Source organism: Streptomyces sp. Sge12, from assembly GCF_002080455.1.
GTDB lineage: Bacteria > Actinomycetota > Actinomycetes > Streptomycetales > Streptomycetaceae > Streptomyces.
This window is the reverse complement of record NZ_CP020555.1, coordinates 6,729,762-6,751,099: the sequence shown is the minus strand read 5'-3', so window position 1 is coordinate 6,751,099 and position 21,338 is coordinate 6,729,762. Positions and strand designations below refer to the sequence as shown.

Here is a 21,338-nt window from a genome sequence, read left to right as displayed (position 1 = left end):
GCGAGCACACGGGCCGGGGCCGGCCGGATCAGCTGATCCGGCCGGCCCCGGCCGCCTTCCCCGTTCCCGGCAGCACCGGGCACCGGGGCACACCGCACACCGCACACCGCACAGCACGACCGAAAGGAACGCCCATGGCACGGATGCCCTCGGCCGAGCGGCGCAGACAGCTGACCGAGGCCGCGATCCGCGCCATGACCCGCGACGGCGTCGCCGCGACGACGACCAGGTCGATCTGCGCCGAGGCCGGGGTGTCCCTGAGCGTCTTCCACTACTGCTTCGACTCCAAGCAGGCCCTGCTCGAATCCGTCATCGCGGCGATCACCGATCACAGCGTCACGCTGGTGCGCGAGGCGATCCGGCCGAGGGCCACCCTCCGGGAGACCGTCCGGGCGGGCTTCCAGGCGTACTGGGACCACGTGTCCGACCGCCCCGGCGAGCACATGCTCACGTACGAACTCACCCAGTACGCCCTGCGGCGGCCGGGCTTCGAGCACCTGGCGCAACGGCAGTACGAGCGGTACTGCGACACCTACACCGAGCTGATCGAAGACCTCCGCCGGCACATGGCCCTCGAACTCCGCGTACCCGTGATCGTGCTGGCCCGCTATCTGGCCGCCATGACCGACGGACTGACGCTGAACCACCTCGTCCTCGGCGACGACAGGATCTCGGCGGACATCCTCGACATGATCACCGACCACGTCACGGGCCTCATCGACGAGGGACCAGATCCAGCCATGGCGTGAATTACCTCACTACCCGTCGAGTTGTGTCCCGGTTGTCCGTTTACCGGATCGAACTGCCTGATCAGGGCGCTACGTTGCAGCTCTCTGTATCGAGATCACTCGATGATCCACCGAAAGACCGAGGAAGTATGGCTACTCGTTTCTCCGCGGCGCCACGCCGTGGGAGAGGGCCCTGGGGTACCTCGCACTGGATAGCGGGCGGGGCGGCCCTCATCGTGACCGCCACCCTGCTCCAGGGCTCGAACACGGCGGGCGCGGCTCCGGCCGGGTCCGCGACCAAGACCGGTAAGGTGACCGAAGAGGTCAACCTCGCGCGTGCCCGGGTGGCCGCGCGGACCGCCGGCCACCGCGTGGAGGCCGTCTCGGAGCGCTCCGAGACCTCCACCACGTGGGTGAACCCGAACGGCACCCTGACGACCGAAGTGGCCGCGGGGCCGATCCGTTTCTACGACCAGCAGGCGCGCGGATGGCGCAGCGTCGATGTGACCCTGGCCCGCGGCTCGGACGGTTCCGTGGCGTCCAAGGCCCACCCGCAGGGCCTGAAGCTGGCCGCGGGCAGCCTCCCGCGGATGGCCAAGGCCGCCCCCTCGGCCGCGCCGTCGGCGAGCTTCATCAGCACCGACCTGGTCACCCTGGGCGAGGGCGACCAGCAGATCACCCTCCAGTGGAAGGGCGCCCTGCCGGCCCCGAAGCTCGACGGTGCCCGCGCCGAGTACACGGGCGCCGTCGCCGGCGGTGACGTCGTGATCGAAGCGACGCGCGCCGGATTCGAGCAGTTCGTCGAGCTGAAGCAGCGCCCGGCCGGCGAGAACTACGCGTACACCCTGCCGCTGGTGGCCAAGGGCCTGAAGGTGGAGCAGCAGGCCGACGGCAGCGTGCAGTTCACCGACCGCAAGAGCAAGAAGACCGCGGTCATGCCGGCGCCGGTGATGTGGGACTCCACGGTCGATCCGGTCTCCGGTGAGCACACCCGCAAGGTGCCTGTGGCGATGAAGGTGGTCCAGGGCAGGGGCACGGTCGACCTGGTCGTCACCCCGGACGCGAAGTTCCTCGCGGACCCGGCCACCAAGTACCCCGTGACCGTGGACCCCTCCACCTCCTCGCTGGGCAACGTCTTCGACACCTACGTCCAGCAGGGCGAGACCGTCGACTGGTCCAACGACACCGAGCTCGACCTCGGCAACCCCGGCACCAAGAACGCGAACGGCACCTTCCGCACCGCCCGTTCCTTCATCACCTGGAACACGGCGCCGATCGCCGACGCGCTGGTCTCCGACGCCAAGCTGTCCCTGTGGAACTTCCACTCCGGGAACACCGACTGCGTCGCGCAGCCGTGGGAGGTCTGGGACTCCGCCGCCCCGAGCACCGCGTCGCGCTGGACGAACCAGCCCGCGATGGGTACCAAGTACGCCACCTCCACCGAGACCCGGGGCAACCCCGGCTGCGGCTCGGCGCCGGACGGCTGGATCAACGCCGACGTGACCACCCTCGTGCAGACGTGGGCGTCCGCGAAGGCTCCGCTGTCCAGCATGGGCCTGCGCGCCACCTCGGAGTCGGTCGTCGGGCAGTGGAAGCGGGTCAACTCCGCGAACGCCACGTCCAACCCGCCCAAGCTGACGGTGACCTACAACTACCGCCCGCAGACCGGCACGAAGCAGGAAGCCGGTCCTCCGTTCATCCAGGACAAGACCCCCGCCTGGCGTGTCGAGACGACGACGCCGACCCTGCGCGACACGTTCGCGGACAAGGACGGCGACACGGTCAACGGCACCTTCCAGATCTTCGACGCGGCCACCAACACCCAGGTGGGCAACACACTGGTCTCGCCGTACGTCCCGGCCGGCACCCCGGCGTCGGTCGTCGTACCCGCGGGCGTGCTCCAGCACGGGCGCATGTACCGCTTCCGCACCTCGCCGTACGACGGCACGCACTACAGCAACAGCTGGTCCCCCTGGTCCAACTGGACCACCTTCACGGTCAGCCCGCTGCCCGACGTCCCGCAGGAGCTCCAGGCCGGCGCCCAGCAGACGCTGACGCCCATCCTGTCCGCGGTCGCCACGTCCCCCGCGCAGACCCGGGTCAAGGCCGAGTTCTCGCTGAAGGACGCGGCCGGGAACCCGGTCCCCGGCCTTGTGATGCCCCCCGTGAGTGTGGAGAGCGGGAGTCGCGCCGCCCTGGAGATCCCGGAGGGCAAGCTCACGGACGGCGCGACGTACCGTTGGTCCGTACGCGCCTGTGACAACGTCGGATGCTCGCCCTGGTCGGCCGAACAGAGCCTGACGGTCCGCCAGCAGCCGCTGCCGCAGATGCCCGCCACGCAGTCCCTGACCCTCACCGGCGCCACTCTCGCGGGCACGTCCGCCCCGACCGACTGCGACACGCCCGGCTGCGCCACGCCGCCGGCCGACCAGCTGCGGATCGGCACCGCGGACGGACACCTGTGGGCAACGCACGTGAAGGCGGACCTCTCCGCGCTGCCGGCGGGGGCCCGGGTCACCTCGGCCAAGCTGTCATTGACCAGGTCCGACTGCACCACGCAGTGCGTGGCGCAGAAGCCGGGCGTGTACGAGCTCTCCACCGCCTGGACCGCGGCGCAGAGCGGCAAGGACCTCCTCGCCGCGGCCGGCGACGAGAGCTACGTCACGGACACCGTCCTGGCGGAGGTCGACTTCGGCATGCTGGTGCAGTCCTGGATCGACCGGGGCACCAACCAGGGCATAGCCCTTACGGTTCCCGGTACCGCGGCGGCGGCCTCGTACCACTCGGGAACGGTCACGGACGCCACCAAGCGGCCCAGGCTGACCATCGAGTACCTGCCGCCGGTCACCCCCGGCGCGGTCAACGACGTCCTCGCCACCGCCGGTGACGCGGGCCTGCTCGCCACGTGGAACCCGCCCACCGACACCGGCGCGAACGGCGAGACCACGTACGTGGCCAAGGCCGAGAAGACCGACGGCACCGTGGTCGCCACCTCGGAGGGCACCGTACCGCGTGCCGTCTTCACCGGACTGGACAACGCCCTCTCCTACCGTGTCGCCGTGACGGCGAAGAACGCCGTGGGCAGCAGCCCGGTGTCCCGCAGTGCGCCGGTTCAGGGCTCCTCCGTGCCCGGGGGAACCACGCGCTACAAGGACTACGTCCAGGCGTACCTGAGCGCCCGCAACAAGGTCGTGACGGGGGTGAGCCTCACCGCGGAGGAAGCCGCTGCCGAATCCCCGCACGCGGCGGTCTTCAGGGATCTGCTCGGCGTGCAGGAGGACCCCGTGGTCGGGACGCGCGAGGGCCTGGAAACGCAGAACCAGGCCTACATCGGTGCGTCCTCGGCCCTCGCGGACACCACGGTCCTGAACGGCGCGGCCGGTCGGGTACTCGTACGGAGCACCGTCGTCCAGACGGTGACCCTGCGGGTCAACGGGGTCGACGAGGTCTCGGAGAACCGGGTCTACCGGCGGTTCGTCTTCAACGTCGTCGCGGGCGCGGCGAAGCTGGAGAGCGAGTCCGACGACATCGAGGCGGGGCAGACCCTGTCCACCACGGCCGCGGCGGGATCACAGGTCACCGCCACTCCGGCCGAAACACCGGAGGTGCCGACCGGCATCGACCCCATCGCGCTCGGCACCGACGGCTTCCCGCTGGCGGGCGAGTCCGAGGCCGGCGTCCGTACGGCCGCGTACGTCAACGGTTCGGGAACCGCGAGCTGGGCCCTGACCCACGCCTATGACAAGCCGGAGTACCGGGGCATCGACTGCGCCAACTTCGTGTCGAAGTCGCTCTACTACGGCGGCGGCATGAAGATGCGCACCGGCTGGTACAAGAACAGCAACGTCTGGTGGCGGAACCCGACCTTCAGCTGGATGCCGAGGGAGAGCCGCACCTGGGCCGGAGCCCAGGGGCTCTTCACCCACCTGTTCAACTACCGCCAGCCGGGCTACGTCAACCGCTCGTACAATCTTCGCCCCGGAGACGTTCTGTTCTTCCTGTACAGGGGTGAGAACATCTACAACCACACGGCCGTGGTGCGGGGTATCCAGGGCGGCACCGTCAAGATCGCCCAGCACGGGTACGCGCCGCTCAGTACCCTGCCCGAGATCATCGCCAGGAACAACGGAGACATCGTGGAGATCGCCGCCCTGAGGCCGAGGTCCCGGTGAGGCGGGCTCCGGCTCTGCGGGCCGCGCTCGTGTCCGCCGTGGCGCTCGGCATGCTGACCGCCTGCTCCGGGGACGTCGCCTCCGAAGAGGCGAACTACACCGGGGACTACAGCAGCCATCCGCCGCTCAAGGTCGTCGGGTATCCGTCCACGGGTTCGCTGGGGATCACCCAGCAGGTGGTGTGGCGGATCGCCGACGGGAAGGCCGACGAGCTGGCATCGCTCACGTCCGACGACCGGGGCGAGGGCGTCGCCGAGAAGACCGCCAAGAACTGGATCGACGCGTTCCGTAAGGGAGCCGGCGGGCAGGTGACCGCAGAGTTCTACGACGAGGGCTCCTACCGGCAGACCGTCGTGCTCTACCTGCACGGCACCGGGCAGATCAAGGAGATCCACGTCCGTCCCGTGCGCCTGGAGGGCGAGGACAAGGAGGTCTGGGGGGTGAACATGGCCGAGCCGGACCCCGGTGAAGCCACCGCCGTTCAGCCCTGGGTGCCGAAGACGCCGGGCGAACGCGGCTCGAAGATGGTGCCGTGACCTGATCCGGTCTCGAAGGCCGAAGGGCGCCGTCCCGTGGAGCGATCCACGGGGCGGCGCCCTTCGGCGTGGTGCGTCAGGCCCGGTCCAGCAGGGTGGTCAGGACCTCATGGAGGACCGCTTCCGGGTCCGCCACCGCCTGGGCCGAGCGCCAGGCCACGAAGCCGTCGGGGCGGACGAGGACCGCGCCCTGCGGGGTCGTGCCGTGCACCTCGGCCCAGTCGCCGCCGTTGGCGGGGATCAGGTCGGCCTCCGGTCCGGTGCCGATCGCGTACGCGTCCAGGGGCAGGCCCAGTTGTTCCGCGACGGACCGGGCCGCGGCGCGCCACGGCGTGTCCTCGGAGCTGAGCAGGACGAAGGAGCGCTCGTAGAGGTCCACGGTGGACTTCGGCTCCGGCTCCCCCGGCCCGCAGAGCCACATGTGCGGAGCGCGGCTGCCCGGCTCGCCGGTCAGCCGCATCCGGTCGGGCACGACGGGCTGCTCCGGGTCGGCTCCCAGCACCGCGCCCCGGTTGTAGCGGTAGCCCATGGCCACCGAGAGGACGCCGCCCTGGCGGCCGCCGGCGCGCGGCGCGGCGTCCGGCCCCGGCCCCGGCCCCGGCTCCGGTTCGGGTTCGATCGCGGGCAGGATCTCGGGGTCGGGCTCGTACCCCGGGTGGCTGTGCTCCGCGGAGCGGGCCGAGGCGCGCTCGCTCGTCGCCCGGGCCACCGGCAGCCGCTCGGCCTCGTAGGTGTGCAGGAGCCCCGGCCCGGCCGTACCGTTGAGCACCGCCGCGAGCTTCCAGGCGAGGTTGTGGGCGTCCTGGATGCCGGTGTTGGAGCCGAAGGCCCCGGTGGGGGACATCTCGTGGGCGGCGTCACCGGCCAGGAAGACCCGGCCGGCCCCGTACCGCTCGGCGACCCGCTCGGCCGCGTGCCACGGGGCCTTCCCGGTGACCTCGACGTCCAGGTCGGGTGCGCCGACGGCCCGCCGGATGTGCTCGACGCACCGCTCGTCGGTGAAGTCCTCCAGCGTTTCGCCCCGGTCCGGGTGCCAGGGCGCGTGGAAGACCCACCGCTCGGCGTTGTCGACCGGCAGCAGGGCCCCGTCGGCGTCGGGCTTGGTCAGGTAGCAGACGATGAAGCGCCGGTCGCCGACCACGTGGGCGAGCATCCGGGACCGGAAGGTGATGCTCACGTTGTGGAAGAGGTCCCCGGAGCCGCTCTGGCCGATGCGCAGCTGCTCGCGCACCGGACTGCGCGGCCCGTCGGCGGCGACGAGGTACTCCGCGCGGACCGTGCTGTGCTCCCCGGTGTCCCGGTTCTTCACGATCGCGGTGACCCCGCCGGGGTCCTGGTCGAAGGAGAGGAGTTCGGTGGAGAACCGCAGGTCGGCCCCGAGGGAGGGCGTCACGGACATCAGGACCGGCTCGATGTCGTTCTGGCTGCACAGGCACCAGGACGACGGGCTGAAGCGAGCGAGCGCACCACCCGGGTCGATCTGCTCGAAGAGCCACTCCTGATCGTCCCCGGTCAGCGAGCCGCCCTGGAGGATGCCGTGGTTGTCCGCCAGGACCGAGGCGGCCTCCCGGATCCGGCCCTCGACGTCGGCGACCCGGAACAGCTCCATCGTCCGAACGTTGATACCGCGTCCGCGTGGGTGCATCGAGGTACCCGCGTGCTTCTCGACCACCATGTGCCTGATGCCATGCCGGCCGAGGAAGAGCGAGGTGCACAGACCCACCAGCGAGCCGCCCACGATGAGGACCGGGACGTGGTGGTCGACGTTTTCCTTCATGGCTCTTCCATGCCCTGTACGAGGCCCCTTCCCTCGCTCGTTCACCCGCTTGGTTCTCTCATCTCGCGCCGCAGGGATTACGGGACAACGATCGGGTTCGGGTGGCGCCGCCCCGTGGCGACCGTGTGGTCTCGAAGGAGTGTGAACGATGACAACCTTGTCGGAACGGATATCCCAGTCCGCCTTCGACGGCTCGAGGCTTCGGGTCGTGCTGCTGCTGGATCTGTACGACGGAGCGCAGAACCAGTTTCTGGAGGTGTACGAACATCTGCGCAAGCAGGTGTCCTCCGTCCCCGGGCACATCCGCGACGAGTTGTGCCAGTCGATCGAGAATCCGTCGCAGTGGCTGATCACCAGTGAGTGGGAGAGCGCACCGCGGTTCTTGGCCTGGGTCAACAGCGAGGAACACGTCGCGTCGGTGCAGCCGCTCCACGGCTGTGTACGGGACACCCGCTCGCTGCGTTTCAGCGTGCTGCGGGCGACCGGCAAGGGCCCGGACCCCGGCCTCCCCTCCCTCGACGTCCCGCTCTCCGCCTTCCCCTCCGCATCCGCCTCCGCGGGCGCCGCGGACGGGGCCCGCGGGCATCTCCAGGTGGCTCCCCGACGCGGGGACGGCGTGGTCCGCCACGCGCTCACCTTCACCGTCAAGCCGGGCAGCGAGCCCGTGGTGGCCGAGCTGCTGGCCGGGTACACCTCCCCGCAGGCCCAGGTCGACGAGACGACCCGGCTGCGCCGCACCTCGCTGTTCATGCACGGCAACCGGGTCGTGCGGGCGGTCGAGGTGGAGGGCGACCTCCTCGCGGCACTGCGCCACGTGGCCCTCCAGCCCGAGGTGCAGGCGCTCGAGGAGGCCATCAACCCGTACCTGGAGCAGGACCGGGATCTCAGCGACCCCGGATCGGCCCGCATGTTCTTCACCCGGGCGGCGCTCCCGGCGGTGCACCACGTGGCCGCAGGTGGCCGCGAGACCGCGGACGTCGGGCGGCACGCGCTCTTCTACCCGGCCAAGGACGGGTGCGGCATGGCCCTCGCCCGCCTGCTGGCCGGGCAGGACGAGGCGGCCGTGGACGACCCGGCGTGCCCCGTCGAAGCCAGCACCGTCTTCCAGCGCGACGACATCGTCGTGCGGCTCCTCGATCTGCGCGGCCCGCTCGATGCGCGGCCCGCGTTGGCCCTCGGCGTCGAGGGCAGCCACAAGGCCGCCGTGCTCGCCCGGCTGCTCGACAGCGCCAAGGACGGCGTCCCCACCACCGACCAGGAGATCTCACGCTTCCTCGCGCGCTCTGAAATGCGCCTGATCACCGACCGGCGCACGCCGGTCCAAGCCTGAGGAGTTGTCCGTCATGACCGCTCGACTGACCATGGAAGAACTGGCCGCTCTGATGAAGAAGGGGGCCGGCGTCACCGTCGACCCCGCGGCGATGGCGAGCCGCCCCGACTCGGGCTTCGACGAGTGGGGGCTCGACTCCCTGGGACTCCTCGGCATCGTCGGTGAGCTGGAGAACCGCCACAGCCGGCCGCTGCCCGCCGACGCGGACCGCTGCAAGTCGCCGCGCGAGTTCCTCGACCTCGTCAACAACGCCCTGGCGGCCTGAAGCCGCGACGCCCGGGCGCCCCGGGCGCTGCGGACACGTCCCCGAGACCGGCTCCGTGCCGGTCTCGAGGCGTGTCCGGGCCGACGGCCCTCCCGGGCTCAGCCGGCTGCCGTGCTATGCCGGCCGGCATCAGCCGGGCACGGTGCACTCGAAGGCGTGCAGGTAGGCGTTGACCGGCCGGATCTCGCCGATCACCAGTCCGGCGTCCGCCATCCGGGCGCAGAGGCTGGCCTTGGTGTGCTTCGCGCCGCCGACGTTCAGCAGCAGCAACAGGTCCATGGCCGTGGTGAACTTCATCGACGGGCTGTCGTCGACCAGGTTCTCGATGATGACGACCCTGGATCCGGGACGGGCCGCACCGACGACGTTGCTCAGCGTCCTGCGGGTGCTGTCGTCGTCCCATTCGAGGATGTTCTTGATGATGTACATGTCGGCGTCGACCGGGATGGCCTCACGGCAGTCCCCGGGAACGATCTCCGCCCGGGCGGCGAGTTCGCCGCCCTCCCGCAGCCGGGGGTCCGCCTTGGCCGCCACGCCCGGCAGGTCGAGCAGGACGCCCCGTACCGTCGGGTGCTTCTCCAGCAGGCTCGCGAGGACGTGCCCCTGGCCGCCGCCGATGTCCGCGACCACCTCGATCCCGGTGAGGTCGAGGAGCTCCGCGACGTCCAGCGCCGACTGCATGCTGGAGGTGGTCATGGCCCGGTTGAAGACGTGGGCCGACTCGTGCGCGTCCTGGTGCAGGTAGTCGAAGAACCCCTTGCCGTACAGCTCCTGGAAGACGCTGCCGCCGGAGCGGACGGCGTCGTCGAGCCGCGGCCAGGCCTGCCAGGTCCAGGGTTCGGTGCACCACAGGGCGATGTAGCGCAGGCTGTGCGGGTCGTCCTCGCGCAGCAGTCGCGACATCTCGGTGTGGACGAACTGCCCGTCCTCCGTCTCCGCGAAGATCCCGTAGCAGGCCAGGGCGCGGAGCAGCCGTTGCAGGGGCAGCGGCTCGGCCTCGACCGCGGTCGCGAGCTCGGCCGCGGTGGCGGGCGACTCCCCGAGGGCGTCGGCCACTCCCAGGCGGGCGGCGGCCCGTACGGCGGCGGCGCAGGCCGCGCCGAAGACGAGCTCCCGCATCCGCATGGCGGGCTGGGGGGTGTGCTGGGGGGCGGGGATCGGGGTGGAGGTGGGACTTACCGTGGTCATGGGGCCTCGCTTCTGCTGATCAGGGGGTTCACGCGTCAGCACATCCCGGCCGGTACGGAGGATTCGCACCGGTTGTTGAGGAACTGGTTGCCCGATCCGGTGCCCTGGTTGGCCAGGTCCGCCGGCTTGTTGTCCCGCACGTCGTTGTCCCGGATGACGTTGTCGGTGTTCGTCGCGCCCACGAAGCTCTTGAACAGCAGGATTCCGCCCGACAGCGGGGAGGCTCCGACGTTGCCGCGGATGGAGTTCGACCGCACGACCGTCTCCTCCGCCCCGGTGAGGACGATGCCGACGCCCTGGATGTCGGGGAGGCGGCTGTTGCCCTTGCAGAACTTGTTGTTCTCGTGGATCCGGTTGTTGCGGATGGTCATGTCTCCGGCGCCGGGCTCGCCCTCGTCGCCGACGACGAAGACGCCGCCGCAGTTGCCGGTGACGGTGTTGCCGTAGACCGACAGGTTCCGCACCCGCCTGACCGTGACGCCGATGCGGTTGCCGGTCAGCGTGTTCCTGCGGACCACGGCCCCGAGGGTGTCGGTGGCGCCGCCCTCGCGGTCGACGGTGTTGGCGATGAACAGGCCCGACTCGGCGTTGTCGCGCGCGGTGTTGTCACGGAAGAGCCCACGGGTGGACCGCTCCTGGGCGATGCCCCAGGTGCCGTTCTTCTCGGCGATCACCCGCTGGACGCTGAGCCGGTCCGTGTGGGAGGCCCAGATGCCGTTGCGCTTGAACCCCGAGACGGTCAGCGAGCGGATGTCCACGCCGACGACGGGCTGCTCGGCCGTTCCCATGACGCAGATGCCGGTGTCGGCCTGCGAGCAGGTGAGGGCCCGTCCGTTCGCCGCCGACCCGGGTGCGACGGGGGCCTTCGCCGCCCCGGGCGGGACCGGCGCCCCCGACGCGCCGGGTTCCGGCGGCGCCACGGGCGTGCCCGGGGTGACCGGCGTGCCCGGGGCGACCGGCGTGCCCGGGGCGACCGGCGTGCCCGGGGTGGTGGCCGTGACCGGCGGCTTGATCACCGTACGGGCGCCGTAACCCCGCAGGGTCACGCTCTTGGTGATCAGCACGTTCTCGTAGTAGGTGCCGGGCATCACGGTGATGATGTCGCCCGGCCTGGCGAAGTTCACCGCTTCCTGGATCGAGTCGCCCGGGAGCACCCGGCGTCCGGCAGCGGCGGCGGAGGGCGTGAGCACGCCGAGACCTGCGGCCATGACGACTGCGATGCACGTGAGGGACTTGATTTGTCGGTTCGTCACGATCCCGAAGTTATGGGCCATGACGACCTCCCGCCACACCGTGTGAGCGGATGGATACATCCCGTGGGCAAACGGCCGCATTTTGACGTCCGGAGGAGTGGATAGTCGTACTCCGGACGACGGCCGAACGGGGTGACGCCCGATCAGCTCCGGGCCCACGGCGTGTCGCCCGGCCCGGACGGCCCCCGCGGGGGCGTCACACCCGGGCGAGCGTCGCGGCGCCGAAGGAGACGTCGAAGCGGTCGCACCAGATGGTGACGCTGGTGAAATCGGCCACCTTCACGTCGGCCGGGACCGGGTAGTTCTGGTCGCCCTTGTTGCCCTTGAGCTTGCCGAGGCTGGTGTACCTGCCGTCGTCGAAGACGCGCCAGCCCGCCACGCCCTCCTTCACCGGGGCGTCGGTCAGCCAGACCCGCAGATCCGGGCCGTTGCTGGTGTCGAGGTTCGTCAGCCGCAGCGTGTGGGACCCGTCGGGGAGCCGGATGAGCGCCACCTCGCCGGTGGTGCTGTGCTCGTGGCTGATGAGCGTCCCGCGGGCGACGGTCACCGGGGCGGCGGGGGCGCCACCCGGTACGGCGCCCGGTACGGCCGCGGTCGCCCCGGGGTCCGACGGCGCGACGGCGGCCGGGAGCGCCTCACGGACGGTCTCGTCCTGCCACAGCTTCCACGGTTGCAGCCAGTACAGCCCCGCCGCCAGCACCACCGCCACCGCGATCGACACTCCGGCCCACAGCCGTCGACGTCGCCCTGCCACTACCCCTGTGCCTGTGCCTGTCACTGCCGTTCCCTCTTCCCCACTCGTTCTCTCCTCGGCGATTCAACGCGGTCGCGCCGCCGTGCGCCATGTCCGCACCGATGACGAAAGTCTTACGTCCACCGGCCGGGCCGTTGCCCACTGCCCGGCGTCCGCGCTGGTGGCAGGGGGTTTCCCGGGCGGGCACGGGTTGGGCAACGGGCAACCCGTCGACCCCGGTGCACGGCCGGGGCAGGCTGAAGCCGTCAGCACGAGGCAAGCACCACAAGGGGAAATCATGCGCAAGTTGTTCCGCGGCGCCGCCGCGCTCGCCACCTCCGTCGTCGCCGTGATCGCGCTCAGCGGGACCGTCGAGGCGAAGCCGGCCGACGCATGGGCCGGCTGCCCGGACGGGGCGGTCTGTATCTACCCTCAGAACCAGAACCCGGCCGTCAAGCCGACGCACATCTTCTACGCCTACGGGGCGCACAACCTGAGCAACCAGTTCGGGAACCACTGGGTGCTCAACAACCAGTACGGCGGTGCGACCGCAAATCTGTGCAGGGGGTTGGGAGGCCAGGACTGCGGCGGCAACATCGCCGCCAAGACCGGTGTCTACGCCGACCTCACCCCCATCAACTCGGTCCGGCTCAACCCCTAGCGGCAACCCCGTCACGGCAGTGTGCGGAGCCCCCGGCAGGGCCGCTCCGCACGCTCGTGTGCTGGTCATACCGGCCCGAAGAGGCGGCCGTCCACCCCACCCCCGCGCTACCCTGGGCGCTGCCCGACCGCTGCCTGGGCTCGCACGTCCATGGGGGATGTCTTGGGGGACCCGGACCACCGGCGCACGACCGGTCACCAGCACGACTCCGACGATGCCGCGATGCCTTTCCGCGCTCAGTTGCGACGTCTGCGGGTGCAACGCGGCCTGTCCCTCGCGGACCTCGCACGGCAGACGCACTACAGCAAGGGCTATCTCAGCAAGATCGAGACCGGCTCGAAGCGCGTCACCGTCGATGTCGCGCGGCGCTGCGACGACGTACTGCGGGCGGGCGGTGAACTTCTGCGGATGGTCCGGGAAACGGGTCCGCGCGGCAACGACGACGAGGACGGGCCGGGTGGCACCGGTCCGCCCGCCGGGCCGCAGGCGGACGGCGAGTGCCCCTACCGCGGCCTGCCCGCCTTCACGGCGCGGGAGGCCCGGTGGTTCTTCGGGCGGGAGCGGGCGACGGCCGAGCTGACCGAGCGGGTCTTCGAGCGGGTCGGCAGCGGGCCGCTGATGCTCGTCGCCCCGTCGGGCGCCGGCAAGTCCTCGCTGCTGAACGCCGGTCTCGTACCGGCGCTGCGGCGCGGCGGCTTTCCGATGCCGGGCTCCGACACCTGGCCGGTGCTGCGCTTCACACCCACCGCGCATCCGCTGGAGGAGCTGCTCGGCTGCGCCGCGAAAGTCCTGGGCGGCGATCCGGGGCTCACCGCGGGCGAGCTGCGCGAGCGGCCGGACGCGCTGCTCGAGGCCGTCCGGCGGCTCGCGGGCCCTCCCCCGGCGGACGGACCGGACCGCAGGCCGCCGCCGCCCCGTCCGGTGCTGCTCGTCGACCAGTTCGAGGAGCTGTTCACGCTCTGCTGCGACGAGGACGAGCGGCGCGCCTTCGTCCGGGTGCTCTGCGCGCTGGCGGCCGCACGCCCCGGGCCGGACGGTCCCGGGCCGGACGGTCCCGGGCCGGACGGTCCCGGGCCGGATGTTCTCGACCCGGCCGTCGTGGTGCTCGGCGTACGGGCCGACTTCTCCGGGAACTGTCTGGACCTGCCCGAACTGGCCCCGGTCTTCACGGAAGGGCTGTTCGTCCTGGCCCCGATGTCCCCGGCGGAGCTGCGGGAGTCGATCACCCGCCCGGCGGAGCTCGCCGGTCTCACCCTCGAACCGGGCCTGTTCCCGCTGCTGCTGCGCGATGCCGGCCTGCGCGACGATCCGCCCGACCGGACGCCCTCCGGGGTGCTGCCGCTGGTCTCCCACGCCCTGCTGGCCACCTGGCGCCAGCGCGAGGGCGCCACCTTGACCGTCGCCGGGTACGAGCGCACCGGCGGTATCCAGGGCGCGATCGCCCGGACCGCCGAGGAGGTGTTCACCCGCCTGTACCCGGCCGAACAGAACACGCTCCGCCGCGTCCTGGTGCGGCTGGTGCACGTGGCCGACGGCACGGGGGCCACCCGGCGCCGGATGAGCCGGACCGCACTGATGGAACAGCTGGCCGACGCGGGCCCCGCCGCGGCCGCGCTCGACACCTTCGTCCGGGCCCGCCTGATCACCATGGACAGCGACAGCGTCGAGATCACCCACGAGGCGCTGCTGCACGCCTGGCCGCGGCTGCGCGGCTGGATCCGCGCCGACCGGGCCGGGCTCCTGATCCACCAGCAACTGGCCCACGCCGCCGCGGAATGGGAGCGCGAGGGCCGCGATCCGTCGGCGCTGCACCGCGGGACCCGGCTGGACACCGCCCGGGCCTGGGCCGACGAGCACGACGGCAGGAGCCGGCTCGGCCCGCTGGAGGCCGCGTTCCTGCGGGCGAGCCAGGAGGCGCACGAGGGCCGGGAGCGGCAGGCCGGGCGCCAGGTGCGGTTGCGGCAGTGGACGCTGGCCACGCTGGTCGTCCTGCTGGTCCTCGCCGTGGGCGCCGGGGGCCTCGCCTACGAGCAGCGCGCGGGCGCCCTCGGCCAGGAGCGCGTCGCGCGGTCGCGGGCGCTCGCCCTGCAGTCCGCGGCGCTGGCCGCGGGCCGGCCCGAGGCCTCGATGCTGCTCGCCGGGGAGGCGTACCGGACCTCCGCGACGAGCGAGGCGCGCGGCGCCCTGCTGAGCACCCAGTCCCAGCCGTTCATCGCCCGCCTGGGCGGGCACGGCGGCCCGGTCAACGCGGTGGCCTTCGCGCCGGGCAACGAGACGCTGGCGACGGCCGGTTCCGACGGGACGGTGATGCTGCGGCGGGTGTCCGACGGGCGGACGACGGCGACCTTCACGCTGCCCGGCCGGGTGCGGGCGGTGGCCTTCAGCCCCGACGGCAGGACGCTCGCGGCCACGTCGACGGACGGGCCGGCCCGGCTCTGGGACACCGCCGGCGGTGGCGGTGGCGGCACGCCGCTCCCGGCCGGTACGGCGGGCGCCCGGGCCGTGGCCTTCGCGCCCGACGGGCGGACCCTGGCCGTCGCCGGCGCGGACGGGACGATCGGGTTGTGGGACGCCGCCGGGGACCACGGCGCCGTGGCCTCCCTGGCGGGTCACACCGGGCGGGTCAACGCCCTGGCGTACGCGGCCGACGGGCGGACCCTGGTGTCGGCCGGCGCCGACCGGACGGTACGGCTGTGGGACGCGGTGGAGGCCCGTCCGCTGGCGGTCCTCACCGGGCACACCGACGAGGTGCTGGGCGCGGCCTTCGCACCGGACGGCCGTACGGTCGCCACCGGGGGCGTCGACCGCACCGTACGGCTGTGGGACGTGGCGGGGCGGCGCACGACCGCGACGCTCACCGGGCACAGCGACGACGTCAACGGTGTCGCCTACACACCGGACGGGACGACGGTCGTCAGCGCGGGCGGCGACGGCACGACCCGGCTGTGGGACGTGGCCGGGGGCCGGGCGGCGGCCACGCTCGCCGGGCACACCGACTACGTCCTCGGGGTGGCCGTGGACGGCCGCGGCGCGGTGCTGGCCACCGCCGGCTTCGACCAGTCGGTGGTGCTGTGGGACCTGCGGGGCGCGGCGCTGACCTCACGACCGTTCACGGAGATCTGGCACGCCGCGTACAGCCCGGACGGGAAGCGGCTGGCGACCGCGGAGGCCGATCACGCGGTACGGCTGTGGGACGTCGCGGGGCGCCGGGTCCTGGCCACGTTCTCGGGGCACAGCGAGACGGTGTTCTCGGTGGCGTTCGCCCCCGACGGGCGGACGCTGGCCTCGGCCGGTTCCGACGGCACCGTCCGGCTGTGGGACACGGTGGCCCGTGGCCCGTCGGCGGTGCTCACCGGCCGGAGCGGCACCGTGTTCGCGGTGGCCTTCTCGCCGGACGGGCGGACCCTGGCCTCGGCCGGGTCGGACGGCACAGTACGGCTGTGGGACGTGGCGGGGCGCCGGCAGCTCGCCGTCCTGGCCGGTCACACGGACTTCGCGAACGACGTGGTGTTCAGCCCCGACGGGCGCACCCTGGCGAGCGCCGGGGACGATCTGACGGTCCGTCTGTGGGACGTGGTGGCGCGCCGGCCGCTGGCCGTGCTCACCGGCCACCGGGGTGCGGTGCGCGGTGTGGCCTTCAGCCCGGACGGGAGGACGCTGGCGAGCAGCGGCAACGACGGGACGGTACGGCTGTGGGACGCGCGGCGGCACCGCTTCGAGGCGGCGCTGTCCGGGCACACCGGTTCGGCGCGCGGGATCGCCTTCTCCCCCGACGGCCGGACGCTGGCGAGCAGCGGCAACGACCGTACGGTCCGGTTGTGGGACGTGGCGGGGCGCCGGACGGTGGCCGCGCTGTCCGGTCATGCGAATGCGGTGTGGGGCGTCGTGTTCGCTCCGGACGGGCGGACGGTGGCGAGCAGCAGTACGGACGGCACCGTGCGGCTGTGGGACCTGGACGTCGGGGCGCGGCTGGCGGCGATCGGCCGGCTGCGGGAGACGGCCGGCTCCGAGGGGCGGAACGGGGGTTGGTCCCTCGGGGTCAGGCGTTCGCGATGACGAGGAGGGTGCGTGCGGCGGCCGGGCCCGACAGGCGGCAGCGGTGCGGGACTTCGCCCCGGTGGTGGGCGCTCTGGCCGGCGCGCAGGGTCAGCGGTTCCTCGCCCTCGACCTCCAGCACGATCTCGCCCTCCAGGACGTAGAGGAAGTCCTCGCCGGGGTGCTCGAACCAGCCGCGCTCGCCCCTGCCGGGCTCGAAGTGGTGCTCGTAGGCCTCCATCAGGGTGCTGCGCCCGCCGGGGATGAGGACCCGGGCGATCTGCCCCGCGGTCTCGTCGACCCGGATCACCTGGGGGTCGCTCTCGTGGGTGACGGCGCCGGGCCGGCCGGGCGGCCGCAGGAAGGTGCCCGGGGTGACGTCCAGGGCCTCGGCGATCCGGTAGATCGAGCTGAGGCTGGGCGTGGCGAGTCCGCGTTCCAGCTGGCTGAGGAAGGGCTGGGAGAGGCCCGATCGGGTGGCGAGCACGGCCATGGAGACGCCGCGCTGTTTGCGGCAGCCGCGGATCACCCGTCCGACCTCGATCGCTTCGGGCGTGGGTTCGGGGCGAGACACGCAGGTGAACGTACCTCATCGCGCATGCGGCGCCGGAGGGCCGCGGCAGGTTTCGCACTGCCGCAACACTCCCTTCATAAGCGTGGCAATTATTGACCTCACTTATCAACGGGTCCGGAGCAGACATCCGGAACGAACGAGGAGCCGCCCCGTGCACGCCACCCCCTCACCCCCCGGCCGAGGCCTCGCCGGGCTCGGCCCGGCCCTGGGCACGGCCGGCGTCGTCCTCGCCCTCTGGTACCTGCTGGCCCGCTCCGGCAGCGTGGCACCGGGACTGCTGCCCACACCCGGCCGGACCGCGGCCGCCCTGGCGGACAGCGCCCGCAGCGGCGCCCTGGCCGCCGACCTCGGCGCCAGCCTGACCCGGGCCGGACAGGGCTTCGCGCTGGGCGCCGTCATCGGCAGCGCGCTCGGCTTCACCACCGGCTACCTGCCGGCGGTGTCCGCCGCCGTGACCCCGCTGGTCTCCTTCCTGCGGCCGATCCCGGCCATCGCGCTGGTCCCGCTCGCCACCGCCTGGTTCGGTATCGGCGAGAGTGCCAAGCGGCTGCTCATCGCCTACGCCGTGCTGCTCGCCGTCTGGCTGTACGTCCACGACGGGGTGTCCCGGGTGCCGGTCTCCCATCTGCGGGCGGCCCGGTCACTGGGGGCCCCGCTGCACCGGCGGTTCACCGAGGTGCTGCTGCCCGCCGCCGCTCCCGCCCTGCTCGCGGCGCTGCGCTACGGGGCCTCGGTGGCCCTGCTCGCGCTGGTGGCGGCCGAACTGGGCGGCGCGGACAGCGGGTTGGCGTACCGGCTCCAGGTGGACGGCCAGTTCCTGCGGGTGGACCGGATGTTCGCGGGGCTGCTCGTGCTCGGACTGCTCGGAGTGGCCGTCGACCTGGTACTGGCCGCCGTGGGCCGCCGGTTCGTGCACTGGAGCGCGTCATGAGCCTCGAAGTACGGCTGGAGGGGCTGTCCGCGGGGTACGGGAGCGCCGCCCCGGTCCTGGAGCGCACCGACCTGGAGTTCCCGGCGGGCTCCTTCACGGCGCTGCTCGGGCCCAGCGGGTGCGGCAAGTCCACGGTCCTCAACCTGGTGGCGGGATTCGTCCGGCCCACCGCGGGGCGGGTGACGGCGGGGTCCGAGCCGGTGCGCGGGCCGGGCCCCGAGCGGGGCGTGGTCTTCCAGCACTACGCGCTGTTCCCGTGGCGCACGGCCCGCGGCAACGTCGAGTTCGCCCTCAAGCGGCTCGGTCTGCCGCGTGCGGAGCGCCGCAGGCGCGCCCTCGCGGCGCTGGCCGAGGTGGGGCTCGCGGACGGCGCGCAGAAGTATCCGGCCCAGCTGTCGGGCGGGATGCAGCAGCGGGTGGCGCTGGCCCGGGCGCTGGCCGCCGAACCCGAAGTGCTGTTGATGGACGAGCCGTTCGGGGCACTGGACGCGCTGACCCGGACCCGGATGCAGAGCCTGCTGCGGGAGCTGTGGCAGCGCCGCGGCACCACCGTCCTGTTCGTCACGCACGACATCGACGAGGCACTGGCGCTGGCCGGGCGCGTGATCGTCCTCGGCGGGAGTCCCGGGCGGGTGCTCGCCGACCACGCGGTGCCCGCCGGAGCACCCGATCCCGACCTGCGGTCCCTGATCGCCCGCCACCTCGGCTCCGAATGAACCGCTGCCCACCACCGCGCCCACCACCGCGCCCAGCACCACGCCCCACCGTCCCGTCCCACGACCGCACCCACGACCACACCCCTGTCCAGGAAAGGACCGTTCACCATGCCCGGACCCCGCGCGGTGGCCGCCGTACTGCTCGCCGCCCTGCTCTCCCCGCTCGCCACGGCCTGCGCCGGCTCCCCGTCCGGTACGGCCGCCGGCGACCGCCCGGCCGTCACGCTCGCCGCGAGCGACTACCTCGGCGGCGCCCCCGTCCACGTGGCCGAGGACGGCGATCTCTGGGCCGCCGAGGGCGTACGCGCCACCGTCACGACCCAGCCCACCGGCCGGGACGCCCTGAACGCCGTGCTCGGCGGCCAGGCCCAGCTCGGCGTCGTGGGCGACCTGCCCGCCGTGACGGCCGCCCTGGGCGGGCGCGAGCTGCGGGTCGTCGCCGACCTGTCCCGGTTCTCCGACTGGCGCCTCCTGACCCGGACCGACCGGCAGATCACCGGCTTCGCCGCGCTCAAGGGCCGCAAGGTGGGGGTTCCGCAGGGCACGAACGTCGAGTACGCCCTGTCGCGCATGCTCGCCTCGGCGCAGCTGACGGCGGCGGACGTGACCGTGGTCAACCTCGCCCCGAACCAGGTCACTTCGGCGCTGGCCCGGGGGGACATCGACGCCGGGGTCACCTTCCCCAGCTTCTACGACGCCGCGCGCACCGCCCTCGGCGGCTCCTACGCCGAGCTGCCCTTCACCGGGTACACGGCCAGGACCCTCCTCGTCGCCGGCCCCTCCGCGAACGAGGAGAGCACCACCGCGGTCCTGCGCACGCTGCTGCGCGCCCAGCGCGAACTGGGCGCCGACCCGGCCCGTGCCCGCAAGGCCGTACTGACGCAGTCCAAGGGCGCCCTCCAGGCCGCCTACGTCGACGCCTACCAGCCGCGCTACACCTACGGCGCCACCCTCTCCCCCGAACTGCTGGCGCAGTTGGAGGAGGAGGCGGCCTGGGCCAAGGCCGCCCAGAAACTGCCCGGCGCCGCCGACCGCGCCGCGCTGCTGCGGTACCTGAACCCCGGACCCCTGACGGCCGCCGACCCGGCCGCCGTCACCGTCCGCTGAGCCACGCCACCCCGTCCCGCCCCACCCGCCCCACCACTCCCAGGAGATGTTCATGACCGTCGACCAGAACACCGTGCGCCGCCGCGGCGTCGGCCTGATCGCCCACGACCCCGAGCGCAGCTACGGCGGCCTCACCCTCTACACGCCGATCACCAGCGCCGGCGAGATCCACCTCGTCGACATCGAGGGCCGGCCGGCGCACACCTGGAACTCCCCGCACCCGCCCGGCCGCCAGGCGCAGCTCCTGCCGGGCGGCAACCTCTTCTACGCGGCCAAGGACACCACCGGCCCGACCCTGTTCCCCATCTGGGACGTCTACCACGGCGGCATCTTCCAGGAGCTGGCGCCCGACTCCACGGTGCTCCGCGAGGTCCGGCACCCCTTCCACCACCACGACGCCTCGATCCTGCGCAACGGCAACCTGATCATCGGGGCGGTCGAGCCACTGGACCCGGCCGACGCGGCCCGGATCAGGGGTGGCATCCCCGGGTCCGAGGCGCCCGGTGGGGTGATCTACGGGGACGTGGTGTACGAGCTGACCTGGGAGGGGGAGATCGTGTGGCGCTGGGCCGCCATCGAGCACCTGGACCCGGAGGAGGTGCCGCTGAACCGGCACTTCGCCCGCAACCACTGGCCGATGGCCAACACCGTCAACGAGAGCGCCGACGGCTCGATCGTGGTGGGCTTCCGCAGCGCGTCCACCACCGTGTCGGTCGACCGCGCCGACGGGTCCGTGCAGTGGCGCATCGGCCCGGACGTGCTGGCCCAGCAGCACCACCCGCACGAACTGCCCGGCGGCACCCTGCTGGTCTTCGACAACGGAACCTACCGCGACACCACCTCGGTGCCGTACTCGCGGGTGCTGGAGCTCGACCCGCACACCGGCACGGAGGTGTGGTCGTACGAGGACAACCCGCCGCAGAACTTCTTCAGCCCGTACATGTCCAGCGCGCAGCGCCTGCCCAACGGGAACACCTTCGTGGCGGAGGGCTCCTTCGGCCGGCTCTTCGAGGTGACGCCGGACGGGGACGTCGTGTGGGAGTTCGTGGTCCCGCAGTTCCGGTCCTTCGGCGAGGGCGTGGGCCTGGAGTCCTCGGCCGGCGCCCAGAACTCGGTCTTCCGCGCCCACCGGTACGCGGCCGAGCAGATCCCCTGGCTGTGAGGGATACCCCGGCCGGGCCGAGTTGACGAAGTCACCGACAGGACTCGGCCATTCTTTGGCCGAAATTGCTTTGCAGAAAATGTTGTTGAGAACCCTGTGAAGGCTAGTACGATTTACACCGAACATGTGCCCTTGGCAACCATCGACCCGGACCTCGACCATCCAGTTCT

The 21,338-nt window shown here is 72.4% G+C and carries 16 protein-coding genes and 1 pseudogene; 12 read left to right on the top strand and 5 right to left on the bottom strand.

Features of this window, described 5'->3' with window-relative positions; all coding sequences use genetic code 11:
• The first annotated feature begins 134 nt into the window (after positions 1-134).
• From B6R96_RS30340 to B6R96_RS30330, 4 genes and pseudogenes are all read left to right on the top strand, one after another.
• Positions 135-749 carry a TetR/AcrR family transcriptional regulator gene (locus B6R96_RS30340; RefSeq protein ID WP_053704960.1) on the top strand — a complete coding sequence of 205 codons (615 nt, stop codon included), beginning with the start codon at positions 135-137 and terminating at the stop codon, positions 747-749.
• A 215-nt stretch (positions 750-964) separates the two neighbouring features.
• Positions 965-2,734, top strand: a pseudogene (locus B6R96_RS38300) (DNRLRE domain-containing protein); the annotation flags it as partial.
• A 150-nt stretch (positions 2,735-2,884) separates the two neighbouring features.
• Positions 2,885-4,900, top strand: coding sequence for an amidase domain-containing protein (locus B6R96_RS38295; protein ID WP_335755574.1), 2,016 nt, complete (start codon positions 2,885-2,887; stop codon positions 4,898-4,900).
• The gene (locus tag B6R96_RS30330; protein ID WP_081524185.1) at positions 4,897-5,436 is read left to right on the top strand and encodes a hypothetical protein; all 540 of its coding nucleotides are present in this window, start codon (positions 4,897-4,899) and stop codon (positions 5,434-5,436) included. Before B6R96_RS38295 ends, B6R96_RS30330 begins: the two co-directional genes overlap by 4 nt.
• A gap of 76 nt (positions 5,437-5,512) precedes the next feature.
• Here the strand turns inward: B6R96_RS30330 and B6R96_RS30325 are convergent, their stop codons facing one another.
• Entirely contained in the window at positions 5,513-7,258 is a 1,746-nt protein-coding gene (locus B6R96_RS30325) for an FAD-dependent oxidoreductase (protein ID WP_384506665.1), read from the bottom strand.
• Positions 7,259-7,361: 103 nt separating this feature from the next.
• Here B6R96_RS30325 and B6R96_RS30320 point away from each other — a divergent pair, with 103 nt between their 5' ends.
• Positions 7,362-8,543, top strand: a complete 1,182-nt coding sequence (locus tag B6R96_RS30320; RefSeq protein WP_079404222.1) for a SchA/CurD-like domain-containing protein — start codon at positions 7,362-7,364, stop codon at positions 8,541-8,543.
• A gap of 13 nt (positions 8,544-8,556) precedes the next feature.
• Positions 8,557-8,808, top strand: coding sequence for an acyl carrier protein (locus tag B6R96_RS30315; protein WP_030388264.1), 252 nt, complete (start codon positions 8,557-8,559; stop codon positions 8,806-8,808).
• A gap of 129 nt (positions 8,809-8,937) precedes the next feature.
• Here the strand turns inward: B6R96_RS30315 and B6R96_RS30310 are convergent, their stop codons facing one another.
• From B6R96_RS30310 to B6R96_RS30300, 3 genes are all read right to left on the bottom strand, one after another.
• Positions 8,938-9,996: a methyltransferase gene (locus B6R96_RS30310; RefSeq protein WP_030388263.1), complete on the bottom strand. Its 1,059-nt coding sequence runs from the start codon at positions 9,994-9,996 to the stop codon at positions 8,938-8,940.
• Between the two features lie 35 nt (positions 9,997-10,031).
• The gene (locus tag B6R96_RS30305; protein ID WP_443070021.1) at positions 10,032-11,204 is read right to left on the bottom strand and encodes a right-handed parallel beta-helix repeat-containing protein; all 1,173 of its coding nucleotides are present in this window, start codon (positions 11,202-11,204) and stop codon (positions 10,032-10,034) included.
• Positions 11,205-11,445: 241 nt separating this feature from the next.
• Positions 11,446-12,003 carry a DM13 domain-containing protein gene (locus B6R96_RS30300; RefSeq protein WP_078972352.1) on the bottom strand — a complete coding sequence of 186 codons (558 nt, stop codon included), beginning with the start codon at positions 12,001-12,003 and terminating at the stop codon, positions 11,446-11,448.
• Between the two features lie 277 nt (positions 12,004-12,280).
• Here B6R96_RS30300 and B6R96_RS30295 point away from each other — a divergent pair, with 277 nt between their 5' ends.
• The gene (locus B6R96_RS30295; RefSeq protein WP_081524183.1) at positions 12,281-12,643 is read left to right on the top strand and encodes a hypothetical protein; all 363 of its coding nucleotides are present in this window, start codon (positions 12,281-12,283) and stop codon (positions 12,641-12,643) included.
• A 222-nt stretch (positions 12,644-12,865) separates the two neighbouring features.
• Positions 12,866-16,699 carry an nSTAND1 domain-containing NTPase gene (locus B6R96_RS30290; protein ID WP_237291552.1) on the top strand — a complete coding sequence of 1,278 codons (3,834 nt, stop codon included), beginning with the start codon at positions 12,866-12,868 and terminating at the stop codon, positions 16,697-16,699.
• Here the strand turns inward: B6R96_RS30290 and B6R96_RS30285 are convergent.
• Complete coding sequence (locus tag B6R96_RS30285; protein ID WP_030388258.1) at positions 16,683-17,252, bottom strand: helix-turn-helix domain-containing protein; 570 nt, start codon at positions 17,250-17,252, stop codon at positions 16,683-16,685. The genes B6R96_RS30290 and B6R96_RS30285 overlap by 17 nt on opposite strands.
• 151 nt (positions 17,253-17,403) lie before the next feature.
• On the opposite strand from B6R96_RS30285, the gene B6R96_RS30280 reads away from it, so the two are divergent.
• From B6R96_RS30280 to B6R96_RS30265, 4 genes are all read left to right on the top strand, one after another.
• Positions 17,404-18,183 carry an ABC transporter permease gene (locus B6R96_RS30280; RefSeq protein ID WP_030388257.1) on the top strand — a complete coding sequence of 260 codons (780 nt, stop codon included), beginning with the start codon at positions 17,404-17,406 and terminating at the stop codon, positions 18,181-18,183.
• Complete coding sequence (locus B6R96_RS30275) at positions 18,180-18,899, top strand: ABC transporter ATP-binding protein (RefSeq protein ID WP_053704953.1); 720 nt, start codon at positions 18,180-18,182, stop codon at positions 18,897-18,899. The genes B6R96_RS30280 and B6R96_RS30275 overlap by 4 nt, the downstream gene beginning before the upstream one ends.
• A 108-nt stretch (positions 18,900-19,007) precedes the next feature.
• Positions 19,008-20,006, top strand: coding sequence for an ABC transporter substrate-binding protein (locus tag B6R96_RS30270; RefSeq protein ID WP_053704952.1), 999 nt, complete (start codon positions 19,008-19,010; stop codon positions 20,004-20,006).
• 52 nt (positions 20,007-20,058) lie between these two features.
• Complete coding sequence (locus B6R96_RS30265) at positions 20,059-21,168, top strand: aryl-sulfate sulfotransferase (RefSeq protein WP_081524181.1); 1,110 nt, start codon at positions 20,059-20,061, stop codon at positions 21,166-21,168.
• Positions 21,169-21,338 lie beyond the last annotated feature (170 nt).